This is a genomic window from Gracilimonas mengyeensis (assembly GCF_900182705.1).
Classification (GTDB): Bacteria; Bacteroidota; Rhodothermia; order Balneolales; family Balneolaceae; genus Gracilimonas; species Gracilimonas mengyeensis.
This window is the reverse complement of the sequence record NZ_FXTP01000005.1, coordinates 199,680-217,760: the sequence shown is the minus strand read 5'-3', so window position 1 is coordinate 217,760 and position 18,081 is coordinate 199,680. Positions and strand designations below refer to the sequence as shown.

Sequence of the window (18,081 nt, the reverse complement as noted above, 5' to 3'; positions counted from 1 at the left end):
GATTCGACAGATCGCCGCGTCGATAAACATCGAAAGCCAAGTATAAACGGGGCAGCCTTCTCGCGATGACCGGGTGATGGGTGCGCCATATCTACTTAAACAAATCAGCTATCAGAGTTATCATTCTCCTCATCAAATTCTTTAAAACCTTCAGGGATCAAATCCTCATATAAATCACGCCATTCAGGGTTCATTGAGATTATCAAGTCGATCTTTTTTTGCCTGGAACCTGCTTTGATCTGTTTTTCTCTTTCTATAGCATAAATGGGGTCCTCGGGACCTTCATAGTAAACGAGTTTGTCCACATTATACTTCTTGGTAAACCCGTCGTAAACCTTGTTTTTGTGCTTCCAGACTCGGTTTAAAAGGTCGCTGCTTACACCGCAGTAGATAACAGTGTGATTTTTGTTGGTAAGTAGATAAACGTATAAGTCTTTGTTCCCCATGTTGAATTATAATGAAAAAGCATATTAGGTACACGGCATTATGATTGGGAGCGAATACAGACCATACATACGAAAAAAGCTCAGTCATTGCGAGGAGCCACGATGCAGAATGCAGGTTTGGGATGATCCCCGACGTGGCAATCTCTTTATTACAACTATGGATGTAAAACAACGAACCAATGGCTAGTGTATAGCTATGATTCAACAGATCGCCGCGTCGTTAAGCAACGATATCGAGTGTAGGTAAAAGAATCTCCTCGCGATGACCGAGCGTTGGTTGGAAAACGAAAACCCACCCAAACTCTTAAAAACCCAAGTCATTGCGAGGAGCCACGATGTAGAATGCAGGTTTGGGATAATCACCGACGCGGCAATCTCCCTAATACGGCTTGGGATGCGCAACAAAGAATTTTTGGATAGTGAGTTGCTACTATTAACAGATCGCCACGTCGTTGGGCAGTGATGTCGAGTGTAGGCAAAAGCATCTCCTCGCGATGACCGAACGTTGGTTGGAAAGTCAAAGCCCACCTAAACTCATAAAAAGTAACGTCATTGCGAGGAGCCCATTAGCATAAAGTAGGGCTGGGAAGCAACCCGACGAAGCAATCTCCCTAATACCAATTGTGATGTACAACGACCTGGCACTGACCACACCTACTTATACAAATCAATCAGCTCATTCCGGTCAAAAATACGATCCCTGATTTTTTTCTTGTCAACGGAAGAAGACAAAGCATCATCCGCTTTCTGCCTGGATTCTTCCTTGGTGTAAAAACGGAAATCAATAAAAGCACCGGAGCCTTTTGCCTCGTACTCTAACAACAGCAGATGGTTAATCCGCGCCAGGCTTTTACCCAGACAATAGGCCAGGACTTTCAGGATGTAAATTTCATCCCTTCCACTATCGGGGAGATGCCGGGGATAAATGATTTCCAAAGTGGCACAACCGTTTTTGATTTCAAGCAAATAGGCCCGCGGTCCACGGAACATGGCATACATGGAAAGCCCGTTGGTGTCCATCAGGTCGTTGACCTTCTTGAGGTCGAGGCCGGATAAAGTGAGTGCGTTGTTGGCAGGAGTGTCTGGGTAAATCATAGTGTGTAACGTTGGTATTCTTCGTTTCAATTTCGTCGTTACACCAAGATCCTGGAAGAGGGGAACTCGTTTATTTGGAGATGAATCCCACATCGCTTGAACCACCGTGCCCGAGTTGGTCGGTTGGTAACTCCGGAGAGTTTCTTGATGTTTGGGGAAGGTAAGTAGTAGAAAACTTCTATCAAATAAGAATTAGAGAAAAGTAGGTTAACCAAACATATAGACTTGAAGTTAATGGCATCTTTATCCATAATCCCTGAAGACAATTTTTCTGTAAATAAAATTAATTCATAGTGATATATGGAAAAACTACTTGAGCTTTTAAAAGAACCATACGATCCAAACTTTTGGCCAGATAAATCAAAGCAAGGTTTTGAAGAACTTTTTGGATCTACTGGCGGGAGATATGCAAAGAAGGCAAGTGATGAAATAAGCTTTCGTACCCCGAAATTTAATTCAGGTTCAAAAAGTGTTCCTTTTTCAGCAATTATTCATGAATCAAATCCAGATAGCGGTGGATATGGAGGAATGAGCTTTGTGATTTTTCCAGTACCTGAAGCCCCTCCTATGATTGCGATGGTGGTTGGTACACAGGGCTTGAGTCCAGATGAGCATATTATTGGTAAGCCAGGTCATTCAAGAAAAGTTAACGCTATTTGTAAATGGTTAAACACGGAAAACAAAAGTGATGAACAAGTTGCTTGGGCCAAAAGGGAAGCAGTGAGAACGGACATTTCAGTACCCGATAATGTTCGGAAAGAATATCCAGAATATAAAGAGGTTTTTGATAGATACGGTGATGTAATATATGGTTTTTGTGCAGCCAAAGAGGACCTACTTGAAAATGCTTTGAAGGTTTTTCTTGATTTCCATTTTCAAGAAAGAGGACATTCAACTTTGTCGGCATTCGAAGATGATGCGAAAAAAATTCGAACTTCATATTTCAGTCATTTAATGCCAACGACAAAGAAAGATGATGTAAAGAAATTATTACAAGATCGGAAATTTGTGATACTGCAAGGCCCTCCAGGAACAGGTAAAACAAAGCTGGCGAATGAACTTCTAAAAGAAGACTATGATAATAGAGGAAGTGCAATTCAGTTCCATCCAAACACAACCTATGAAACGTTTATTGGCGGCTTATTTCCGAACACTACAAAATCTGAATTGGGTTTACAGTTCCAGGTAAAACGAGGACATCTACTTGATGCCGTTGCGAAAGCTCAAGAAACAGATGAAGATATTCTTTTGGTAATCGATGAGATTAATCGCGCTGATCTATCTAAGGTTTTAGGTGAAGCCATTTATAGCTTAGAACCATTTGAAGACCGGTCCATTGAATTATCTTATGATTTTGGAGAACCCATAAATAAGTCAATGTCGATTCCTTCAAACCTTCATATCCTTGGCACAATGAATACGGCCGATCGGAGCATATCGATTCTTGATGTGGCGATTCGGCGAAGGTTTGCCTTCGTGGATATGTGGCCGCATAATGAAATTGTTGAAAGGTATGGGAATAAGATTACCAAACCGGCATTTCAAAAACTACTTGGCATTTTCATTGAATATGCTCCAAATGAATCATTCGCTCTAATGCCAGGACATTCATATTTTATTGCCCATGAAGATGTGGATGCGGCAGTTCAGATGAAAACAAACTTAATTCCTCTTCTAAATGAATATCTGAATCAGGGGTATGTATCTAACTTTGCTGACGCAATACACGCCTATATCCAAGAAATTGAGCAGCTTTAAATTTATAGCTTGTGGCTAAAAAACAATCAAATACGGACTGGGTAAAATCATTGCAACCCAGCAGGTTGAATGTATTAGAACTCAACGATTCTGAAAGGTCTTATCTGGCAACTTCTTTCCTGTCTCAGCATGTAAACGCCCGTAATGAAGATCCAGTAGTAGCTAAGCTTGTTCACCAATTTTTAAAGATAAATAAACCCTATTTAAACGAGCTTGATGTACAGGCACAGCTAAGTTATAGCGGAGATGATATTAAGTTGAATCTTAAGTCGCACACAAAGATCGGCGCTGTTCCGCTTATATCACCTATTACCCATAAAAATGAGTACAGTCTTGTTATTAAGCCAAGATTTGGTTGGAATGGAGTGGGACCCATTCTATCAAGAACAGGGTTTAGGTATTTGCCTCAGATCTTAGAATTGCCACAACTTCGAATATCAGAAACCCACATTCCACCTTGGGTATTATCTACTGTAATTCTTTCAAGAATTGAAAATCTCATCAAGAAACTCGACCGGCGTTTTGAGATGACAACTGAGGTTCATCCTATTCCCAAGGGGTCAGTAGATTGGGCAGATTATGCACAAAGAAGAGTATCCAGTGCTAACTTTTTAGATTTCAATTGTACATACTCGGACCTTCGAGATAATAGATTGGTGAAATCATTTATTAAACACACACTGCAAAAACAAAAGCAGAGCCTGGAAACACAACGTGATTTCGGCATTTTTGTAATTCAACTAATTGATTATTGTGACTCTCTTTTGCAGAACGTTTATGATGCCTCTCCTGTAAAACCAACACCGTTACAATTGAGTAAACTGTTATCACAATCGTTTAAAGGCGATACTCTAACAAAAGGTATTCAGGCAATAAAATGGACTAGTGAGGAGAAGGGACTTGCTGGAATAGGTGACCTCCATGGCTTGCCGTGGTCAATGAATATGGAGGTACTATTTGAATCTTATCTTGAATCGGTAATTTCAAGAATCTCGGGAAAAATTGGCGGCATCATAAAATCAGGAAGATTACGAGAAACTATCATTCCAATTGATTGGGACCCTCCACTAATAGGCTCTCAGCGATCTCTTGTGCCTGATATTGTCTTTACTCGGAATGATGATTTATTCATTATTGATGCCAAATATAAAGATCATTGGGAAGACTTAAACATCAAAAACTGGAACAACTTAGAGGATGTAATAAAGGAAAGACATCGCAATGATTTACTACAAATATTGGCTTACACAACTGGAGTGAGTCAAAAAAATATAAGTTGCTGTTTGGTATATCCTTGCAAAAAAGAGACGTGGAAATCACTATTAAAACGAAATCGACATATTCATAAAGCTGAGATAAGCAGGGGGAATAAACGAATTAACGTTTTTCTTACCGCAATACCATTTGATTTGGATGAAGAAAATATCGAAAAGTTGTTACCGATATTTTTGAACTGATTTTCTCTATCAGTACTCCCCCATCCCCGGAATCACATTCCTTATCCCTCCACGGGGATTTTCTGCATCTCCTTTGTATCTGGGAATAACGTGAATATGCGTATGAAAGACGGTTTGTCCGGCGGCTTCATTCATGTTAAAGCCGATATTGAATCCGTCGGGTTGGTATTTCTTTTCTAAGATGGTTTTTACCCGTTCTACCATAATTTGGCAGGCGGTTTTTTCTTTGTCGGTCATTTTAAAATAGTGGGCGGATTTGCGCTTGGGAATCACGAGCGCATGGCCTTTGCTCACCGGATACTTGTCGTAGATGCTGTACACTGTTGCAAGTTCAGAGATGAGTTCTGCATCCGGTGACGGGTTTTCAAAAATGCCTTCCTTACCGTTATTTACTTGGGTGAAATGTTGATATTCATAAATCTCGCAAAAATCGTTTTTAAAAAGGGATTTATATGACAGCCTCACATTACATTGATAGGTTGGCACTTTGTGAACGTAATGGGTTCGATAACCAAATCTCTTCAAATCCCGTCGCACGGTGAAATAGGCTTTCCCAGTTGGCTTCAATAATTCACTTACCGACATCAGCACTTCCGCCTGTTCTTCTGGTAACAACACATTTAGCACGTATTGGCAGAGTATAGTATCAAATTTCTTATTGGGATAATCCGGGGCATGATAAGGATCGTAGGGGGTACAACTTATATTCTTTGCATTCAAAAACTCCGCATCCTTTCCATAGCCTGATCCAAAATCCAGCACCTCTCCTTCAATCACCCCCAAATTGTAGAGCTTGCGAGTGGGATAAGAAACTTTATCCCGTTCCTTGGCCGTGAGATGTGAATTTGGATTTCTTTTCATCTGCTATAGGCTATTATGAAACTCCTCAAATTTCCTATTGTGGTATAAAAGTGCTTCTTCAGCAGGTATATACGACTCATTAGCGGGAAGTAGAATCTTTGTATTAGCTATGTTTGCTATATCCATCTTTTGCCCTTTTTCAGAAAGAATGGGCGACATCAAAATGGTGTAATCAGGCCTGACGGTGTAGAGGTGTTCGTCAAACATCCAGTGGTGATTTTTACATAGTGAAATTCCATTTCGGGGGTCATCGTTATAACTCACCTCCCAAGGTATTATATGAGCACCGTCTACAATTACCTTTCCGCCGGGCGTAATAACTTTTGACCTACAAACAGCACAATGGTACCGATATTGATTTTTTACTGACAAAGAAAAGCTTTGGCCTCTTTTTTGACGTTCAACGATAGATGTTTTTGTTTTTCCTTTGGAGGAATGCATGGCAACAAATTCATTTTGAACCATTTCACTTAACTCTTTCGACTTTTCCCAAATATCACCTGACATTTCTCCTATCCCAATTAATTTTGCGGCTGTTTCATTATCAAAGTATTTCCGCAATAAAATGCCCCGAACATGGTCTCTATGTTTTTCTTGTTTTAAGAGGTCGAACAATTTATCATCAAGAAATGCATTCTTTTTGTTTGTTGTCCAAAATGGCTCACCATCTAAATGATTAAAAGGGATAGAGATCTTTGTATTTCTATCTCCCATGATTTCATCCCAGTATCGATAAAAAGCTCCGCTGAGTTCAGAAGATAGTTCAATGTAGTTATTCTCGATCCAGCCCTGCTCAATCCCGTCAATAACGCTAAGTAGCAAAAATGGTTTATGCGGTGCTTGGTTGGTGACTTCATTCGGCCAGGGATTCGATTTATCGGTATTTAGGTTTTTTAGCCAATTAATGATTTCCGGATTCATAACCCATATTATTTGGATTTATATTCTACATCTTCCCCAAAACTAAACTTTCCTGGCGATAAAGCAAGGCTTTACAAATTATTAGGTTCTAAAAATTCTTACTATCTGAATAAGTGAGTAGGAAATTCCATCACCCCAGTAGAGAAAGCTGATCTCAAGATCGGAACCATTCCTTCCCTCCAACCTGTTATACCCACTAAGCAATTATTCAATATTAAACTATTTCAGAAATCATATGAAGAGATTATTACCATTATTTGCGATGTTATTATTTATTGTGGCCTGTGGGCAAGGCGAATACACCGAAAACGAGTCCAACGTGGTGGGGCAGGAGATCAGCTACTCCACCGATGAAATCACCATGAACGGCTACATTGCCCAGGACGAAAATAATTTTGAACAGCGACCCGGCATCCTGGTGGTGCACGAGTGGTGGGGGCATGATGCCCACGCGCGCCAAAGCGCCGAGAAACTGGCGGAATTAGGCTACGTAGCCCTGGCTGTGGATATGTATGGCAACGGGAAACAAGCCTCCCATCCGGATGACGCCATGAAGTTCTCCAATAACGTGATGAGTAATTTTGAGTCGGCCCAGGCGCGTTTTACCGCAGCCATGGAAACCCTCAAAAGCCAGGATAACGTAGATTCTACCAAGATCGGAGCCATCGGCTACTGCTTTGGTGGCAGCGTAATCCTTGCCATGGCCAACGTCGGGGTGGATTTGGGTGGCATCGCCGCTTTCCATGCCGGACTGCAGCTGCCCGTGATGCCCGAAGACTCCCTCGACACCCGCATCCTGATCCTAAACGGCGCGGCTGATCCTTTTGTGACAGAAGAGCACGTGGCCACCCTGACCGGCGCGTACGAAGATCTGAATGCAGACTACCAGTACATCAGTTACGAGAATGCCATGCACGCCTACACCAATCCCGGCGCAGACACCCTCGGCCAAAAGTTTGACCTCCCCCTGGCCTACAACGCCCAAGCCGATAGTCTTTCCTGGGAGGAGATGAAAGATTTCTTCGATACCACATTCTAACCAATATCACCATTGTCCCTGTCATTCAGAACGAGACGACCAGCGGAAGTCGAAGTGAAGGATCTCGTTGATACGGACTGGGTGTTTCTTTAGCAATGTATTTGCTGGATTAAAAGGCAGGATGCCTTTGCAACCGGACCCCTCTTTGTTTCTCCCCTTTAATAAGGGGAGAAGACGCAATGGTTACAAATGGCTGGCCTATGGCATATCGGGTGAAATGAGACTCGCAGGTTTAAAGGCTTCCTCTCCCATGCGGTGCAGGGGAGAGCCAGAGAGGGGGCGTGTTACCACGGGTATTGAAAGCAAAAATAGCGAAATGGTTCTTTAGCAATGGATTCGCTGAGTAAAATGCCCGGGATGCCTTGGTGACAAAGACCCTCCCCTTAATCCCCTCCCAGGAGGGGAAGTTTTCGATGGTGTTAGTGTGGGCTGTATTCATGGGATCCTTCGGCATTCACTGCGCTGCGCTTAGTTCATGCCTCAGGACGACAGCCCTTTTGAATAATGGGGGCTACACCAGCTTATCTACATAATCCAGTTGTTCCCAAGGGAATTCCTCGCGACCGAAGTGACCGTAGGCGGCGGTTTTTTGATAGATGGGGCGTTTCAAGTCAAAGCGCTCGATGATGCCCTTGGGCGTGCAATCGAAAACCTTGGCTACTTTGGCGGCCAGCTCGGCATCTTTCATCTTGCCGGTGCCGTTGGTTTTCACGTTGATAGATACAGGCTCCGGTACGCCGATGGCATATGCCAGCTGCACTTCGCACTCATCAGCCAGTTCGGCTGCTACAATATTCTTGGCGATGTGTCGGGCAGCATAGGCGGCACTGCGGTCTACTTTGGATGGGTCTTTACCGGAAAAAGCTCCACCACCGTGGGCGCCAAATCCGCCATAGGTATCTACGATGATTTTACGTCCGGTGAGGCCGGTATCGCCATGCGGACCGCCGATGACAAATTTACCGGTGGGGTTCACGTGGTAGATGGTTTCATCATCCAGCAGGTTGCTGGGAATCACTTTGCTCACCAAGTGGTCGCGAATGTCTTCTTTGATTTGCTCCTGCTCCACGCCTTCATCATGCTGAGTAGAAAGTACAATAGTATGAATGCGTTTGGGCTGATCCTTCTCGTCATATTCGATAGTTATCTGGCTCTTACTGTCAGGACCGAGGTAAGGCATCAATTTTGTTTTTTTGCGGATGCGCGCCAGTTCCTTCAACAGGTTATGAGAAAACTGAAGGGGCATGGGCATCAGCTCGGGCGTTTGCCGGGTGGCATAACCGAACATCATTCCCTGGTCACCGGCGCCGTTACGGTCAACCCCCTGGGCAATGTCAGGGCTTTGGGTATGGATGGTTGAAAGCACGCCACAACTCTCCGAATCAAAACGGTAGGAGGCTTTGGTATAGCCAATTTCCTTAATCACTTTGCGGACGATCTCCTGCACATCCACATAAGCATCGGTGGTTACTTCACCGGATACCACGGCCAGCCCGGTCGTTACCAGAGTTTCAACGGCTACGCGGGATTGGGGATCGTCGGTGAGCATGGCATCCAGAATAGCATCGGATATTTGGTCAGAAACTTTATCGGGATGTCCTTCGGAAACCGATTCGGAGGTAAAAAGATTTTTCATACGGAAGTATATCTGAAATGAGGTGCTTTTGGTTAGGTAAATACAAAATCCGGCGCGATGCCGTTTATCAAAGGCTGCAAATTTAACAAGAAATAGGGAGAAATCAGGGATGAATCCTCAGATTATTGGTAAAATGTTGGTTCTCACGCAATTCCCCAAACGGGGAATGCCCGCCCATCGGGCGGCTAAGCAATAGTACCCAATGCTCCTGTCATCCTGAACGAGACGACCAGCGGGAGTCGAAGTGAAGGATCCCCTTGATACGGACTGGGTGTCTCTTTAGCAATGGCATAGCCTGTATTCATGGGATCCTTCGGCATTCACTGCGCTTCGCTTCGTTCTTGCCTCAGGATGACATGCTTTTATTATATCTCACTTTACGCCGCGGTTGCGGCGGATGCCATCTGTAGGATGTCATGTTTGGATGTGGCCATTTTGATATAAAAGATTCGTCATTCAGAGGCTACTGCCGATGAACCTTAGCCAGAAAATGCTTACCAACTTACTACTTGCATTGTTGTTCGAAGCAGTTGAGGAAATTACGCAGGTTAAAACACGATGATGCTTCGCACAATGCAAGGTCCTTCGCAGGTAGGCTCAGGATGACTTGTAAATGATGACAACTCACACCATATTACTTGCAAAGTAATGCCCGCCCACCGGGCGGCTAAGCAATAGTCCCCAACGCCCCTGTCATCCAGAACGAGACGACCGGAGGGAGCCGAAGTGAAGGATCCCCTTGGTACGGCCTGGGTGTTTCTTTAGCAATGTATTTGCTGAATGAAATGCCTGGGATGCCTTGGTGGCATTTTACCCTCCCCTTAATCCCCTCCCAGGAGGGGAAAATTCTTGGTGGTGCTAGTGTGCCTGTATTCATGGGATCCTTCCTCACGCATTTCGCTACGCTGCATTTGTTCGTCAGGATGACACGGCCTGTACTATATCCCAAATAAAAAAGGCGTTCCGGAGAACGCCTTTTATTCAATGAATCAACGATTGCAAATGGGGTAAAGTGTTAGACCGAACGGTCGGTATCAAAACCCTCGAGAATCTGCTTGATGCGATTCAGGAAAGCTCCGCCGTGTGCACCGTCGATGATGCGGTGATCGTAACTCATAGAGAGGTACATCATGTGGCGGATAGCGATAACGTCGCCGGCTTCGGTTTCCATCACTACCGGACGCTTCTCAATAGCACCGGTACCGATGATAGCCACCTGTGGCTGGTTAATGATTGGTGTGCCCATCAGGTTGCCCACGCTACCATAGTTGGTGAGGGTGATAGTTCCGCCAACAAGATCATCGGGACTTAATTTTTTGCTTCGGGCTTTCTGGGCTACTTCCGTTACGGATTTCGCCAGGCCAACCAGGTTTTTCTCCTGTGCTTGCTTGATGACAGGGACAATCAGTCCGCCTTCGCCACCTTCGCCCAAGGCCACAGCCAGTCCAAAGTTGATATCTTTTTTGAGATGAATTTCATCGTCTACTACCGAGCTGTTAATCAGCGGGTATTCCAGCATGGCGGTGATGATGGCTTCCACAAACAGCGGGGTAAAGGTCAGTTTGAAGCCCGTCTTGTCCTGGAATTTACCTTTGTTGGCGTTGCGCCATTTCACCATGTTGGTTACATCTACTTCGGCAAAAGTGGTTACGTGCGCGGATGTTTGCTTGGAGCGAACCATATGCTCGGCAATCATCTTGCGCATACGATCCATCTTGATCACTTCCACATCGCCGGAAGGAGCATGCTTCACATCCAGCTGTCCGGCTGAAATAGAGCCATCGGAAGACTTGGCCGTGGCTTTTTCTTCTGCCGCTTTCTGTTTCTTCTCAGGAGCGGATACTTTGCCAGACTTGCGATCTTCTACATAAGAAAGAATGTCTTGTTTGGAAACGCGTCCGCCCTGACCGGAGCCTTCAATATTTTCCAGCTCTTCCTGACTGATGCCTTCTTCTTTGGCGATAGAGCGTACCAGCGGGGAGTAGAATCGTCCGTCGCTACCCACACGTTGTGGCTCGCCGCCTTCACTTGTGCTTGAAGACGAAGACGTTCCGTTAGAAGAAGCAGCTGCTTTTTGTTCTTTCTGTTCGGCTTTCTCACTTTGGCCAGAATCGTCTTTTTCCTTTTTCTTGGATGAAGAGGATGCGCTGGCTCCTTTGCCTGTAGAAATAATGGCAATGGTTTGGCCTACTTCAATGGTGTCATTTTCTTCAGCAAGGATTTCAACGAGGGTACCTGCCGCGGAGGAGGGCACTTCGCTGTCTACTTTGTCGGTAGAGATTTCCAGAAGCGTTTCGTCTTCTTCCACCTCGTCGCCCACTTCTTTAGACCATCCGATAACGGTGGCTTCTACTACAGATTCGCCCATTTGCGGCATCTGAACTTCAATGCGTTCGCCGTCGTCATCGCCACCGCTTGAAGAATCTTCATCGGCTTCAGCTTCCTGAGTTTCTGTCTCTTCAGCAGTTTCTTCTTGTTGCTCTTCCTCTTCCTCAGACTCATCTTCGACTTTTTCTTCTCCGCCTGATGAGGATGAAGCGTCCCCGGCAGCATCTTTATCCGTTTCGATAATGGCAATGGGATTGCCCACTTCAATGACATCTCCTTCTTCTGCTAATATCTCAACCAATACCCCGGCTTCCGGAGAAGGCACTTCCGTATCTACTTTATCGGTAGCAACTTCAAGCAGGGTTTCATCCACCTCAACGGTGTCGCCCACTTGTTTGCTCCACTCAATAACGGTGCCTTCCATTACCGACTCGCCCATTTGGGGCATTACCACTTCTACCTTAGCCATATATAATTGTTCTTTTTTTACTGCCTGTAAGGCGGTTTTAAATAGGTTATAAACGGACCGTAAAGTTCAGGATAATTCCAATTAGTTCAAAATGCATATCATTCCTTTAATATTTGGAAAAGCGCTTTTTTATCGTGCTGAAGCTATGACCCATTTTCGTTACGCTAATTTACAATTTTTGAGCGAAAGGAATTCCCGTTTTCCAAAGAAGGAAAAATCCGGGAATTCAGCCTTCCCAGATAAGGGCGCTATTCCAACTGTAGTGAAAATTTCGTTCCAACGCAGAGCGTATGGAACGAGTCCAGCTATCTATTTGCACGAACCTCTCTGGTTTTTCAGCAGCACAGGGCTGCTTGCAAACCAGTCTCTCCTCCGAATGCTCGGAGCAGGCTAAAGGGACACAGGTATTAGCCAATAAAAAACTAAGAGGTCAATTTTTTAACAATCCGGATGCAATCGAAACTAAAACCCAACAACTTGAACCTTGCCACTAACACCTAATACCTAAAAACTCACACCTAATAACTCTATTGCCCCAAACCTCCTATTTGGCTACCATGCGGCCAATCATCATCACCCCAAAACCAAGAAAATGAAGCAACCATTACTATTGATGTGCGTCCTTTTGATGCTCGGTGCCTGTTCATCCGGAGAGAAACCTGAACCTACCGCTGCAAATCCTGATCCTGAAGAAGTGCATGCGGTGCTGGACGATTGGCATGCCGCTGCGGCCGAGGGAGATTTCGAACGCTATTTCAATCATTTTGAGAACGATTCCTCCATTTTTATGGGTACCGATGCCACCGAGCGCTGGACGGTAGCCGAGTTCAAACCCTGGAGTAAACCCTATTTTGAAGACGACGGTGTGGCCTGGAGTTTCACACCCACATTCCGGAAAGTGTATTTTTCGGATGAAGGCTCTACCGCTTGGTTTGATGAAGAATTGGATACCCCAAACCTGGGTCCCAGCCGGGGAAGCGGGGTTTTGGTAAAAAATGCAAATGGGTGGAAAATTGCTCACTACAATCTTACTATCCCTATCCCCAATGCCATTGTAGACACGGTGGTACACATGGTTGAAAAGGAACTCCAACAATCAAACCAATAAGAATGAAGAAATATTTGTTAGCCCTTTGCGCTCTTTTCATGGTGCAATCTATTGCCTGGGCTCAGCTGCAATCTCCCGAAGAATTTTTGGGCTATGAGCTGGGCGATCAGTGGACCCCACATTATAAAGTCTTGAACTATTTTCAGCATGTGGCGGAAGAATCGCCGATGGTGACACTGACACAGTATGGCACTACCAATGAAGGGCGTGAACTGGTGTACGTAGTAGTGACAACCGAAGGCAATCATGCCAACCTGGAAGAAATCAGAACGAACAATCTGAAGATGATCGGGCTGGAAGACGGCGAGGTTACGGACAATAAAAAAGCGCTGGTTTGGCTCAGCTACAATGTGCACGGCAACGAGACGTCCTCCAGTGAGGCGGCTTTGAAAACAATCTACGAACTGGTTACGGAGCGAGAGGCTTGGCTGGAAAATACGGTGGTGATCATGGATCCCATGGTAAACCCGGACGGGCGCGACCGTTACGTAAACTGGTATCGCACCGTGGTGGGTGAGCAGTTTAATCCAAAGCATGAAGCCCGTGAGCACGATGAACCGTGGCCTGGCGGCAGAACCAATCACTACTATTTTGACCTGAACCGTGATTGGGCCTGGCAGACACAAAAGGAAAGTAAGCAGCGCGTGAAAGTGTATCAGGAATGGATGCCACACATTCACGTGGATTTCCACGAGCAAAGCTACCGTTCTCCTTATTATTTTGCTCCGGCCGCCGAGCCTTTTCATTATGCTATCAGCGACTGGCAGCGTAATTTCCAGACCGACATCGGTAAAAATCACGCCAAATACTTTGATGAAGAAAGCTGGTTGTATTTCACCAAAGAGGTGTTTGATCTATTCTATCCCAGCTATGGAGATACCTGGCCTATTTTCAACGGCGCCATTGGAATGACTTACGAGCAGGCCGGCGGCGGCTTTGCTGGTCTGGGCGTGTACAAACCGGAAGGCGATACGCTGACGCTTAAAGACCGACTGACCCATCATCACACCACCGGTATTTCTACGGTGGAAGTGACGTCCGAAAATGCGGAGCGCGTAATTGATGAATTTGCTAACTACTACCAGGATGCACAGGAAAATGGCTCGGGAGAATACAAGACCTTTATTGTGAAGAAAAGCAGCAATCCGGATAAAGTATCCATGTTGTTGCAATATCTGGTAGATCAAAAAATTGAGTTTGGCGTGGCTGCCCGTTCGTCTAATACCAACGGGTATAATTTCGCCAATGGGGAAACGGAGCGTGTTTCTATTGAGGAAGGTGATTATGTGATCAGCACTTATCAACCTAAAGGAACTCTGGTGCGTGTGCTGTTTGAGCCTGAACCTGAACTGGCTGATTCACTGACCTACGACATCACCGCCTGGGAAAGTCATTATGCGTATGGCGTGGATGGGTATGCCATCAGCGGACAAATAGATACCGAGCCGCTGAGTGCTACGGCTGAAGATGAGCTGACGCCGTATATCGAGCGTCCTTACGCATATGTAGCCAAGTGGAATTCTCTTCAGGATCTGAAATACCTGAGTGAGCTGCTGAAGAAAGACGTGAAAGTGCGCTATGCCCGTGAAGCTTTCTTCGTGGATGATAAAGAATACGGGGCTGGCAGCCTGATTATCACCCGGAATGGAAACGAGCATTTGGGGGACGAGTTTGATGAAATCGTAAAAGATGCCGCTGGTTTGTTGAACCGTGTGGTTACGCCCATTGGCAGCGGCTTTGTGGATTCCGGGAAAGATTTCGGTTCTTCATCGGTTCGCTATATTGAAAAACCCAATGTGGCGCTTGTTTCTGGCGAGGGAACGAGCTCGTACACTGTTGGACAAATCTGGAACTACTTTGATCAGCAGATCAACTACCCGGTCTCTTTGGTTGATGCAGAAGACGTGAGTTCACTGCCCTGGCATGATTATCATGTGCTTATTCTACCTACCTTGTATGGCAATACTTTGAGCAACGGCGCCATGGATGCCATCAAGGATTGGGTGCGTGGAGGCGGAACCCTGATTGCCGTAGAAGGAGCAAACGACTTCCTGGCGGGTAAAGATGGTTTTGCCTTGACCGAAAAAGATTCGGAGCCTGAAGAAGCTGAAGATCCCGAGGATAAACTCAAAGCTTTTGCTGATGCCAGCCGCGAACGGGCAGAAAGTTCCAACGCCGGCGCCATTTTTGAAATCACTATGGATGTAACCCATCCGCTGGCTTTGGGATATGATGAGCAATACATGTCGTTAAAGCTGGGCTCGACCGCTTTTAATTACCTGGAAGACGGCTGGAATGTGGGCGTAGCTAAAACAGGTGCGCATCGCAGTGGCTTTGTAGGCCATAAGGCGAAAGACGCGCTAGAGAACACGCTGACATTTGGAGTTCAAAATATGGGCCGCGGTAACGTGGTGTATATGGTGGATAACCCGCTGTATCGTGCGTTTTGGCACAATGGTAAACTGCTGTTTGGTAACGCCGTATTTTTTGTCGGCAACTAAATAGCTGAGAATCTATTACGTTTTTACAAAGCCCGGAGGAGTTTACTTCGGGCTTTTTTTGTACATGGTTTATTTGATATGCAATGCGCAGTTTAGAACCAAATTCCACAATTTAATCTCGTGCAAAAATGATGAGGATGAAAAGGGTCATCCCTGCGGAGGCAGGGATCTAATTGTGGGCGTTCAATCTAATAGACTGTCTAACCCGAAAGATGCTTTCGATCTGGTATGCGATAGACCGAACGACCGATTTGCGATGAACGATCTATGGTTAATATTTAGCCTCGTTCCTAACCTCAGGTTAGTAATGCATGCCGGAACCTCTGGCACCAAAAATGGCCCAATATTGGTAATTACCCCCAACAAACCATTTAATTTCAAATTAAATCCATCCTCACATGCGGGAAAAGCGCTTACATAAAGATTTGGTGAATTAATTATCCAAAATCGTTGATTAAAGCCGTCGAAAGTAAGATAATTAGGGTCATGGAATCGATGGAAATAGAGAAAATCAACAAAACCCTTTCGAACGCCCATAACGATGTCAGGATAGCTCATATCCTGAATAAGTATAGAGATGAGGTACTTATCACAACCTCATTTGGGACTACTTCTGCACTGCTCATCCACATGATCAGCCGGATACGTCCAAGGCATCCCATTCACTTTGTGAATACCGGCTACTTGTTTCCGGAAACCCTGGAGTATAAGGATAAGCTGATTGATCGCTATGGCATCAACGTGATTGACCATGTGCCGGATAAGGAAAAGCACCGTATTACGCGTGAGGATGAACTCTGGAAAGATAATCCGGATCTCTGCTGTCACTACAACAAAGTGGAACCTCTGGCCAAAATTAAGAAAAACCACAAAGTGTGGATTTCAGGTCTGATTGGTTACCAAAACAGTTACCGAAGCGGACTCGAAATCCTGCAAGAGCGCGATGACTTGTATCGCTACTATCCGCTGATTGACTGGAGTCCGGAAATGGTGGAAGACTATTTTGAAAGTTTTGGCATTCCCCGCCATCCCCTCGAGCGCTTTGGTTATGATTCCATTGGCTGCACCCACTGCACCAAAAAGGGCGAGGGCCGCGAAGGCCGCTGGGGCGATTCCGGCAAAACCGAGTGTGGGTTGCACTGGTAGGTATCTGGTGATGCTATAAATTAAAAAGGTTGAATCGTGGATTTTTTGGATTTAAGGAATTGCGCTGAGATAAGTAAAGCTCGTCATTCAGAGGCTACTGCTGAAGAGCCTTAGCGAGGAAATGATGATAACTCACACCAAATTACTTGCAAAGTAATGCCCGCCCATCGGGCGGCTAAGCATTTCTAACCAACGTCCCTGTCATCCTGAACAAGACGACCAGCGGGAGTCGACGTGAAGGAGCTCATTGAAACGACCCGGATGTTTCTTTAGCAATGGATCCGCTGAGCGAAATGCCCGGGATGTTGTGTGGGTATCGACCCTCCTCTCTCAGAATTACTCGGGGCCTACCTTCGAATGCCCGGAGCAGGCTGGGAGGGGAAGCTCCTTGGGGATGGCGTTGCTTGTATTCGTGGGATCCTTCGGCAATCACTGCGCTGCGCTTCGTTCATGCCTTAGGATGACAGGGCTTGTAGTGTATCTCTTACACTCCGAGTGGCTCGGAGCGGATGCCATCCTGCGGATGTCATATTGGGAGTGGTAACGTTGATATAAATAAAGTCGTCATTCAGAGGCTACCGTCGATGAACCTTAGCCAGAAAATGCTTACGAACTTACTATCGGTATTGTTTTTCGAAGCAATTGGAGAGCTCATGCAGGATAAAGTGTGATGATGCTTCGCATAATACAAGGTCCTTCGCCGGTAGGCTCGGGATGACTAGTTAAAAAAAGGTCCAGCTAATATCTACATCTCAAAAGGTTGCTTGGAAGTCTTCTCGAGCCATTCCAAATACTCCTGATTGCCCTCGTCTTCAGTAATGGTAAGCGATATGATGGCGGGGCACTCATAGCTGTGCATGTCTTTGATCATGCGGGTTACTTTCTTTACACGTGAATAATGTGTTTTGATGAGAAGCACACATTCCTGATCATGCTGAAGTTCCCCTTTCCATTTATAAATGGATTCCATGCCATCAAGGATGTTTGCACAAGCCGCCAGGTCTTGCTCAACTAACTTTTGGCCAATGGTTCGGGCTTCTTCTAGGTCTTTTGTGGTGATGTAAAGGAGACGTAGATTTTTGTACATGATGTGCTAAAATTCCAATTTTTAGGGTCAAAATGCCAATGTTTTTGGTAAATCCTTAATAAATGACAGAAATTACCATTTGGTTTGCCTCTCAGGTTGAATTCAGAAATACAAAACCGTATCTTTGCAAGCTCTGAATTTTGCGAGAGTGGCGGAATTGGTAGACGCGCTAGATTTAGGATCTAGTATCTTAACCGATGTGGGGGTTCGAGTCCCCCCTCTCGTACTT

General features: G+C 45.3%; 13 protein-coding genes, 1 tRNA gene and 1 riboswitch. Of the genes, 7 read left to right on the top strand and 7 right to left on the bottom strand.

Features of this window, described 5'->3' with window-relative positions; translation table 11 throughout:
• Positions 1-104 precede the first annotated feature (104 nt).
• Entirely contained in the window at positions 105-446 is a 342-nt protein-coding gene (locus FN815_RS07475; RefSeq protein ID WP_142454007.1) for a GIY-YIG nuclease family protein, read from the bottom strand.
• Between the two features lie 654 nt (positions 447-1,100).
• On the bottom strand, positions 1,101-1,541 hold the full coding sequence (locus FN815_RS07470) for a hypothetical protein (RefSeq protein WP_142454006.1): 441 nt from the start codon (positions 1,539-1,541) through the stop codon (positions 1,101-1,103).
• A 60-nt stretch (positions 1,542-1,601) separates the two neighbouring features.
• Positions 1,602-1,697: riboswitch (SAM-I-IV-variant riboswitch) on the bottom strand.
• Positions 1,698-1,841: 144 nt separating this feature from the next.
• Here FN815_RS07470 and FN815_RS07465 point away from each other — a divergent pair.
• Complete coding sequence (locus FN815_RS07465) at positions 1,842-3,299, top strand: McrB family protein (protein ID WP_142454005.1); 1,458 nt, start codon at positions 1,842-1,844, stop codon at positions 3,297-3,299.
• Positions 3,300-3,310: 11 nt separating this feature from the next.
• Positions 3,311-4,756: a 5-methylcytosine restriction system specificity protein McrC gene (locus tag FN815_RS07460; RefSeq protein ID WP_142454004.1), complete on the top strand. Its 1,446-nt coding sequence runs from the start codon at positions 3,311-3,313 to the stop codon at positions 4,754-4,756.
• Between the two features lie 9 nt (positions 4,757-4,765).
• Here FN815_RS07460 and FN815_RS07455 read toward each other — a convergent pair whose 3' ends face one another.
• Together FN815_RS07455 and FN815_RS07450 are read right to left on the bottom strand one after the other, a co-directional pair.
• Positions 4,766-5,617, bottom strand: coding sequence for an HIT family protein (locus tag FN815_RS07455; protein WP_142454003.1), 852 nt, complete (start codon positions 5,615-5,617; stop codon positions 4,766-4,768).
• Positions 5,618-5,620: 3 nt separating this feature from the next.
• Positions 5,621-6,538, bottom strand: coding sequence for an HNH endonuclease (locus tag FN815_RS07450; RefSeq protein ID WP_142454002.1), 918 nt, complete (start codon positions 6,536-6,538; stop codon positions 5,621-5,623).
• Positions 6,539-6,773: 235 nt separating this feature from the next.
• On the opposite strand from FN815_RS07450, the gene FN815_RS07445 reads away from it, so the two are divergent.
• Positions 6,774-7,577, top strand: coding sequence for a dienelactone hydrolase family protein (locus FN815_RS07445; RefSeq protein ID WP_142454001.1), 804 nt, complete (start codon positions 6,774-6,776; stop codon positions 7,575-7,577).
• Positions 7,578-8,088: 511 nt separating this feature from the next.
• Here the strand turns inward: FN815_RS07445 and metK are convergent.
• On the bottom strand, positions 8,089-9,213 hold the full coding sequence (metK, locus tag FN815_RS07440; RefSeq protein ID WP_142454000.1) for a methionine adenosyltransferase: 1,125 nt from the start codon (positions 9,211-9,213) through the stop codon (positions 8,089-8,091).
• 1,015 nt (positions 9,214-10,228) lie between these two features.
• Positions 10,229-12,010, bottom strand: coding sequence for a 2-oxoglutarate dehydrogenase, E2 component, dihydrolipoamide succinyltransferase (gene sucB, locus FN815_RS07435; protein ID WP_142453999.1), 1,782 nt, complete (start codon positions 12,008-12,010; stop codon positions 10,229-10,231).
• Positions 12,011-12,602: 592 nt separating this feature from the next.
• On the opposite strand from sucB, the gene FN815_RS07430 reads away from it, so the two are divergent.
• The 3 genes from FN815_RS07430 (at position 12,603) to FN815_RS07420 (ending at position 16,765) form a co-directional block, all read left to right on the top strand.
• Entirely contained in the window at positions 12,603-13,118 is a 516-nt protein-coding gene (locus FN815_RS07430) for a nuclear transport factor 2 family protein (RefSeq protein ID WP_142453998.1), read from the top strand.
• A 2-nt stretch (positions 13,119-13,120) separates the two neighbouring features.
• Positions 13,121-15,619: a M14 family metallopeptidase gene (locus FN815_RS07425; RefSeq protein WP_142453997.1), complete on the top strand. Its 2,499-nt coding sequence runs from the start codon at positions 13,121-13,123 to the stop codon at positions 15,617-15,619.
• Positions 15,620-16,105: 486 nt separating this feature from the next.
• Positions 16,106-16,765 (top strand): phosphoadenylyl-sulfate reductase, encoded by a 660-nt coding sequence (locus FN815_RS07420; protein ID WP_142453996.1) that lies wholly within the window; start codon positions 16,106-16,108, stop codon positions 16,763-16,765.
• Positions 16,766-17,510: 745 nt separating this feature from the next.
• Here the strand turns inward: FN815_RS07420 and cutA are convergent.
• Positions 17,511-17,852, bottom strand: coding sequence for a divalent-cation tolerance protein CutA (cutA, locus tag FN815_RS07415; protein WP_142453995.1), 342 nt, complete (start codon positions 17,850-17,852; stop codon positions 17,511-17,513).
• Between the two features lie 142 nt (positions 17,853-17,994).
• On the opposite strand from cutA, the gene FN815_RS07410 reads away from it, so the two are divergent.
• Positions 17,995-18,078, top strand: a tRNA-Leu gene (locus tag FN815_RS07410).
• Positions 18,079-18,081: the final 3 nt, after the last annotated feature.

Coding starts and splice junctions, on each gene's coding strand:
- FN815_RS07430 (WP_142453998.1), top strand. CDS start 12,603: ATGAAGCAACCATTACTATTGATGTGCGTCCTTTTGATGCTCGGTGCC.
- FN815_RS07445 (WP_142454001.1), top strand. CDS start 6,774: ATGAAGAGATTATTACCATTATTTGCGATGTTATTATTTATTGTGGCC.
- FN815_RS07465 (WP_142454005.1), top strand. CDS start 1,842: ATGGAAAAACTACTTGAGCTTTTAAAAGAACCATACGATCCAAACTTT.
- FN815_RS07475 (WP_142454007.1), bottom strand. CDS start 446: ATGGGGAACAAAGACTTATACGTTTATCTACTTACCAACAAAAATCAC.
- FN815_RS07425 (WP_142453997.1), top strand. CDS start 13,121: ATGAAGAAATATTTGTTAGCCCTTTGCGCTCTTTTCATGGTGCAATCT.
- sucB (WP_142453999.1), bottom strand. CDS start 12,010: ATGGCTAAGGTAGAAGTGGTAATGCCCCAAATGGGCGAGTCGGTAATG.
- FN815_RS07450 (WP_142454002.1), bottom strand. CDS start 6,538: ATGAATCCGGAAATCATTAATTGGCTAAAAAACCTAAATACCGATAAA.
- metK (WP_142454000.1), bottom strand. CDS start 9,213: ATGAAAAATCTTTTTACCTCCGAATCGGTTTCCGAAGGACATCCCGAT.
- FN815_RS07455 (WP_142454003.1), bottom strand. CDS start 5,617: ATGAAAAGAAATCCAAATTCACATCTCACGGCCAAGGAACGGGATAAA.
- FN815_RS07420 (WP_142453996.1), top strand. CDS start 16,106: ATGGAATCGATGGAAATAGAGAAAATCAACAAAACCCTTTCGAACGCC.
- FN815_RS07470 (WP_142454006.1), bottom strand. CDS start 1,541: ATGATTTACCCAGACACTCCTGCCAACAACGCACTCACTTTATCCGGC.
- cutA (WP_142453995.1), bottom strand. CDS start 17,852: ATGTACAAAAATCTACGTCTCCTTTACATCACCACAAAAGACCTAGAA.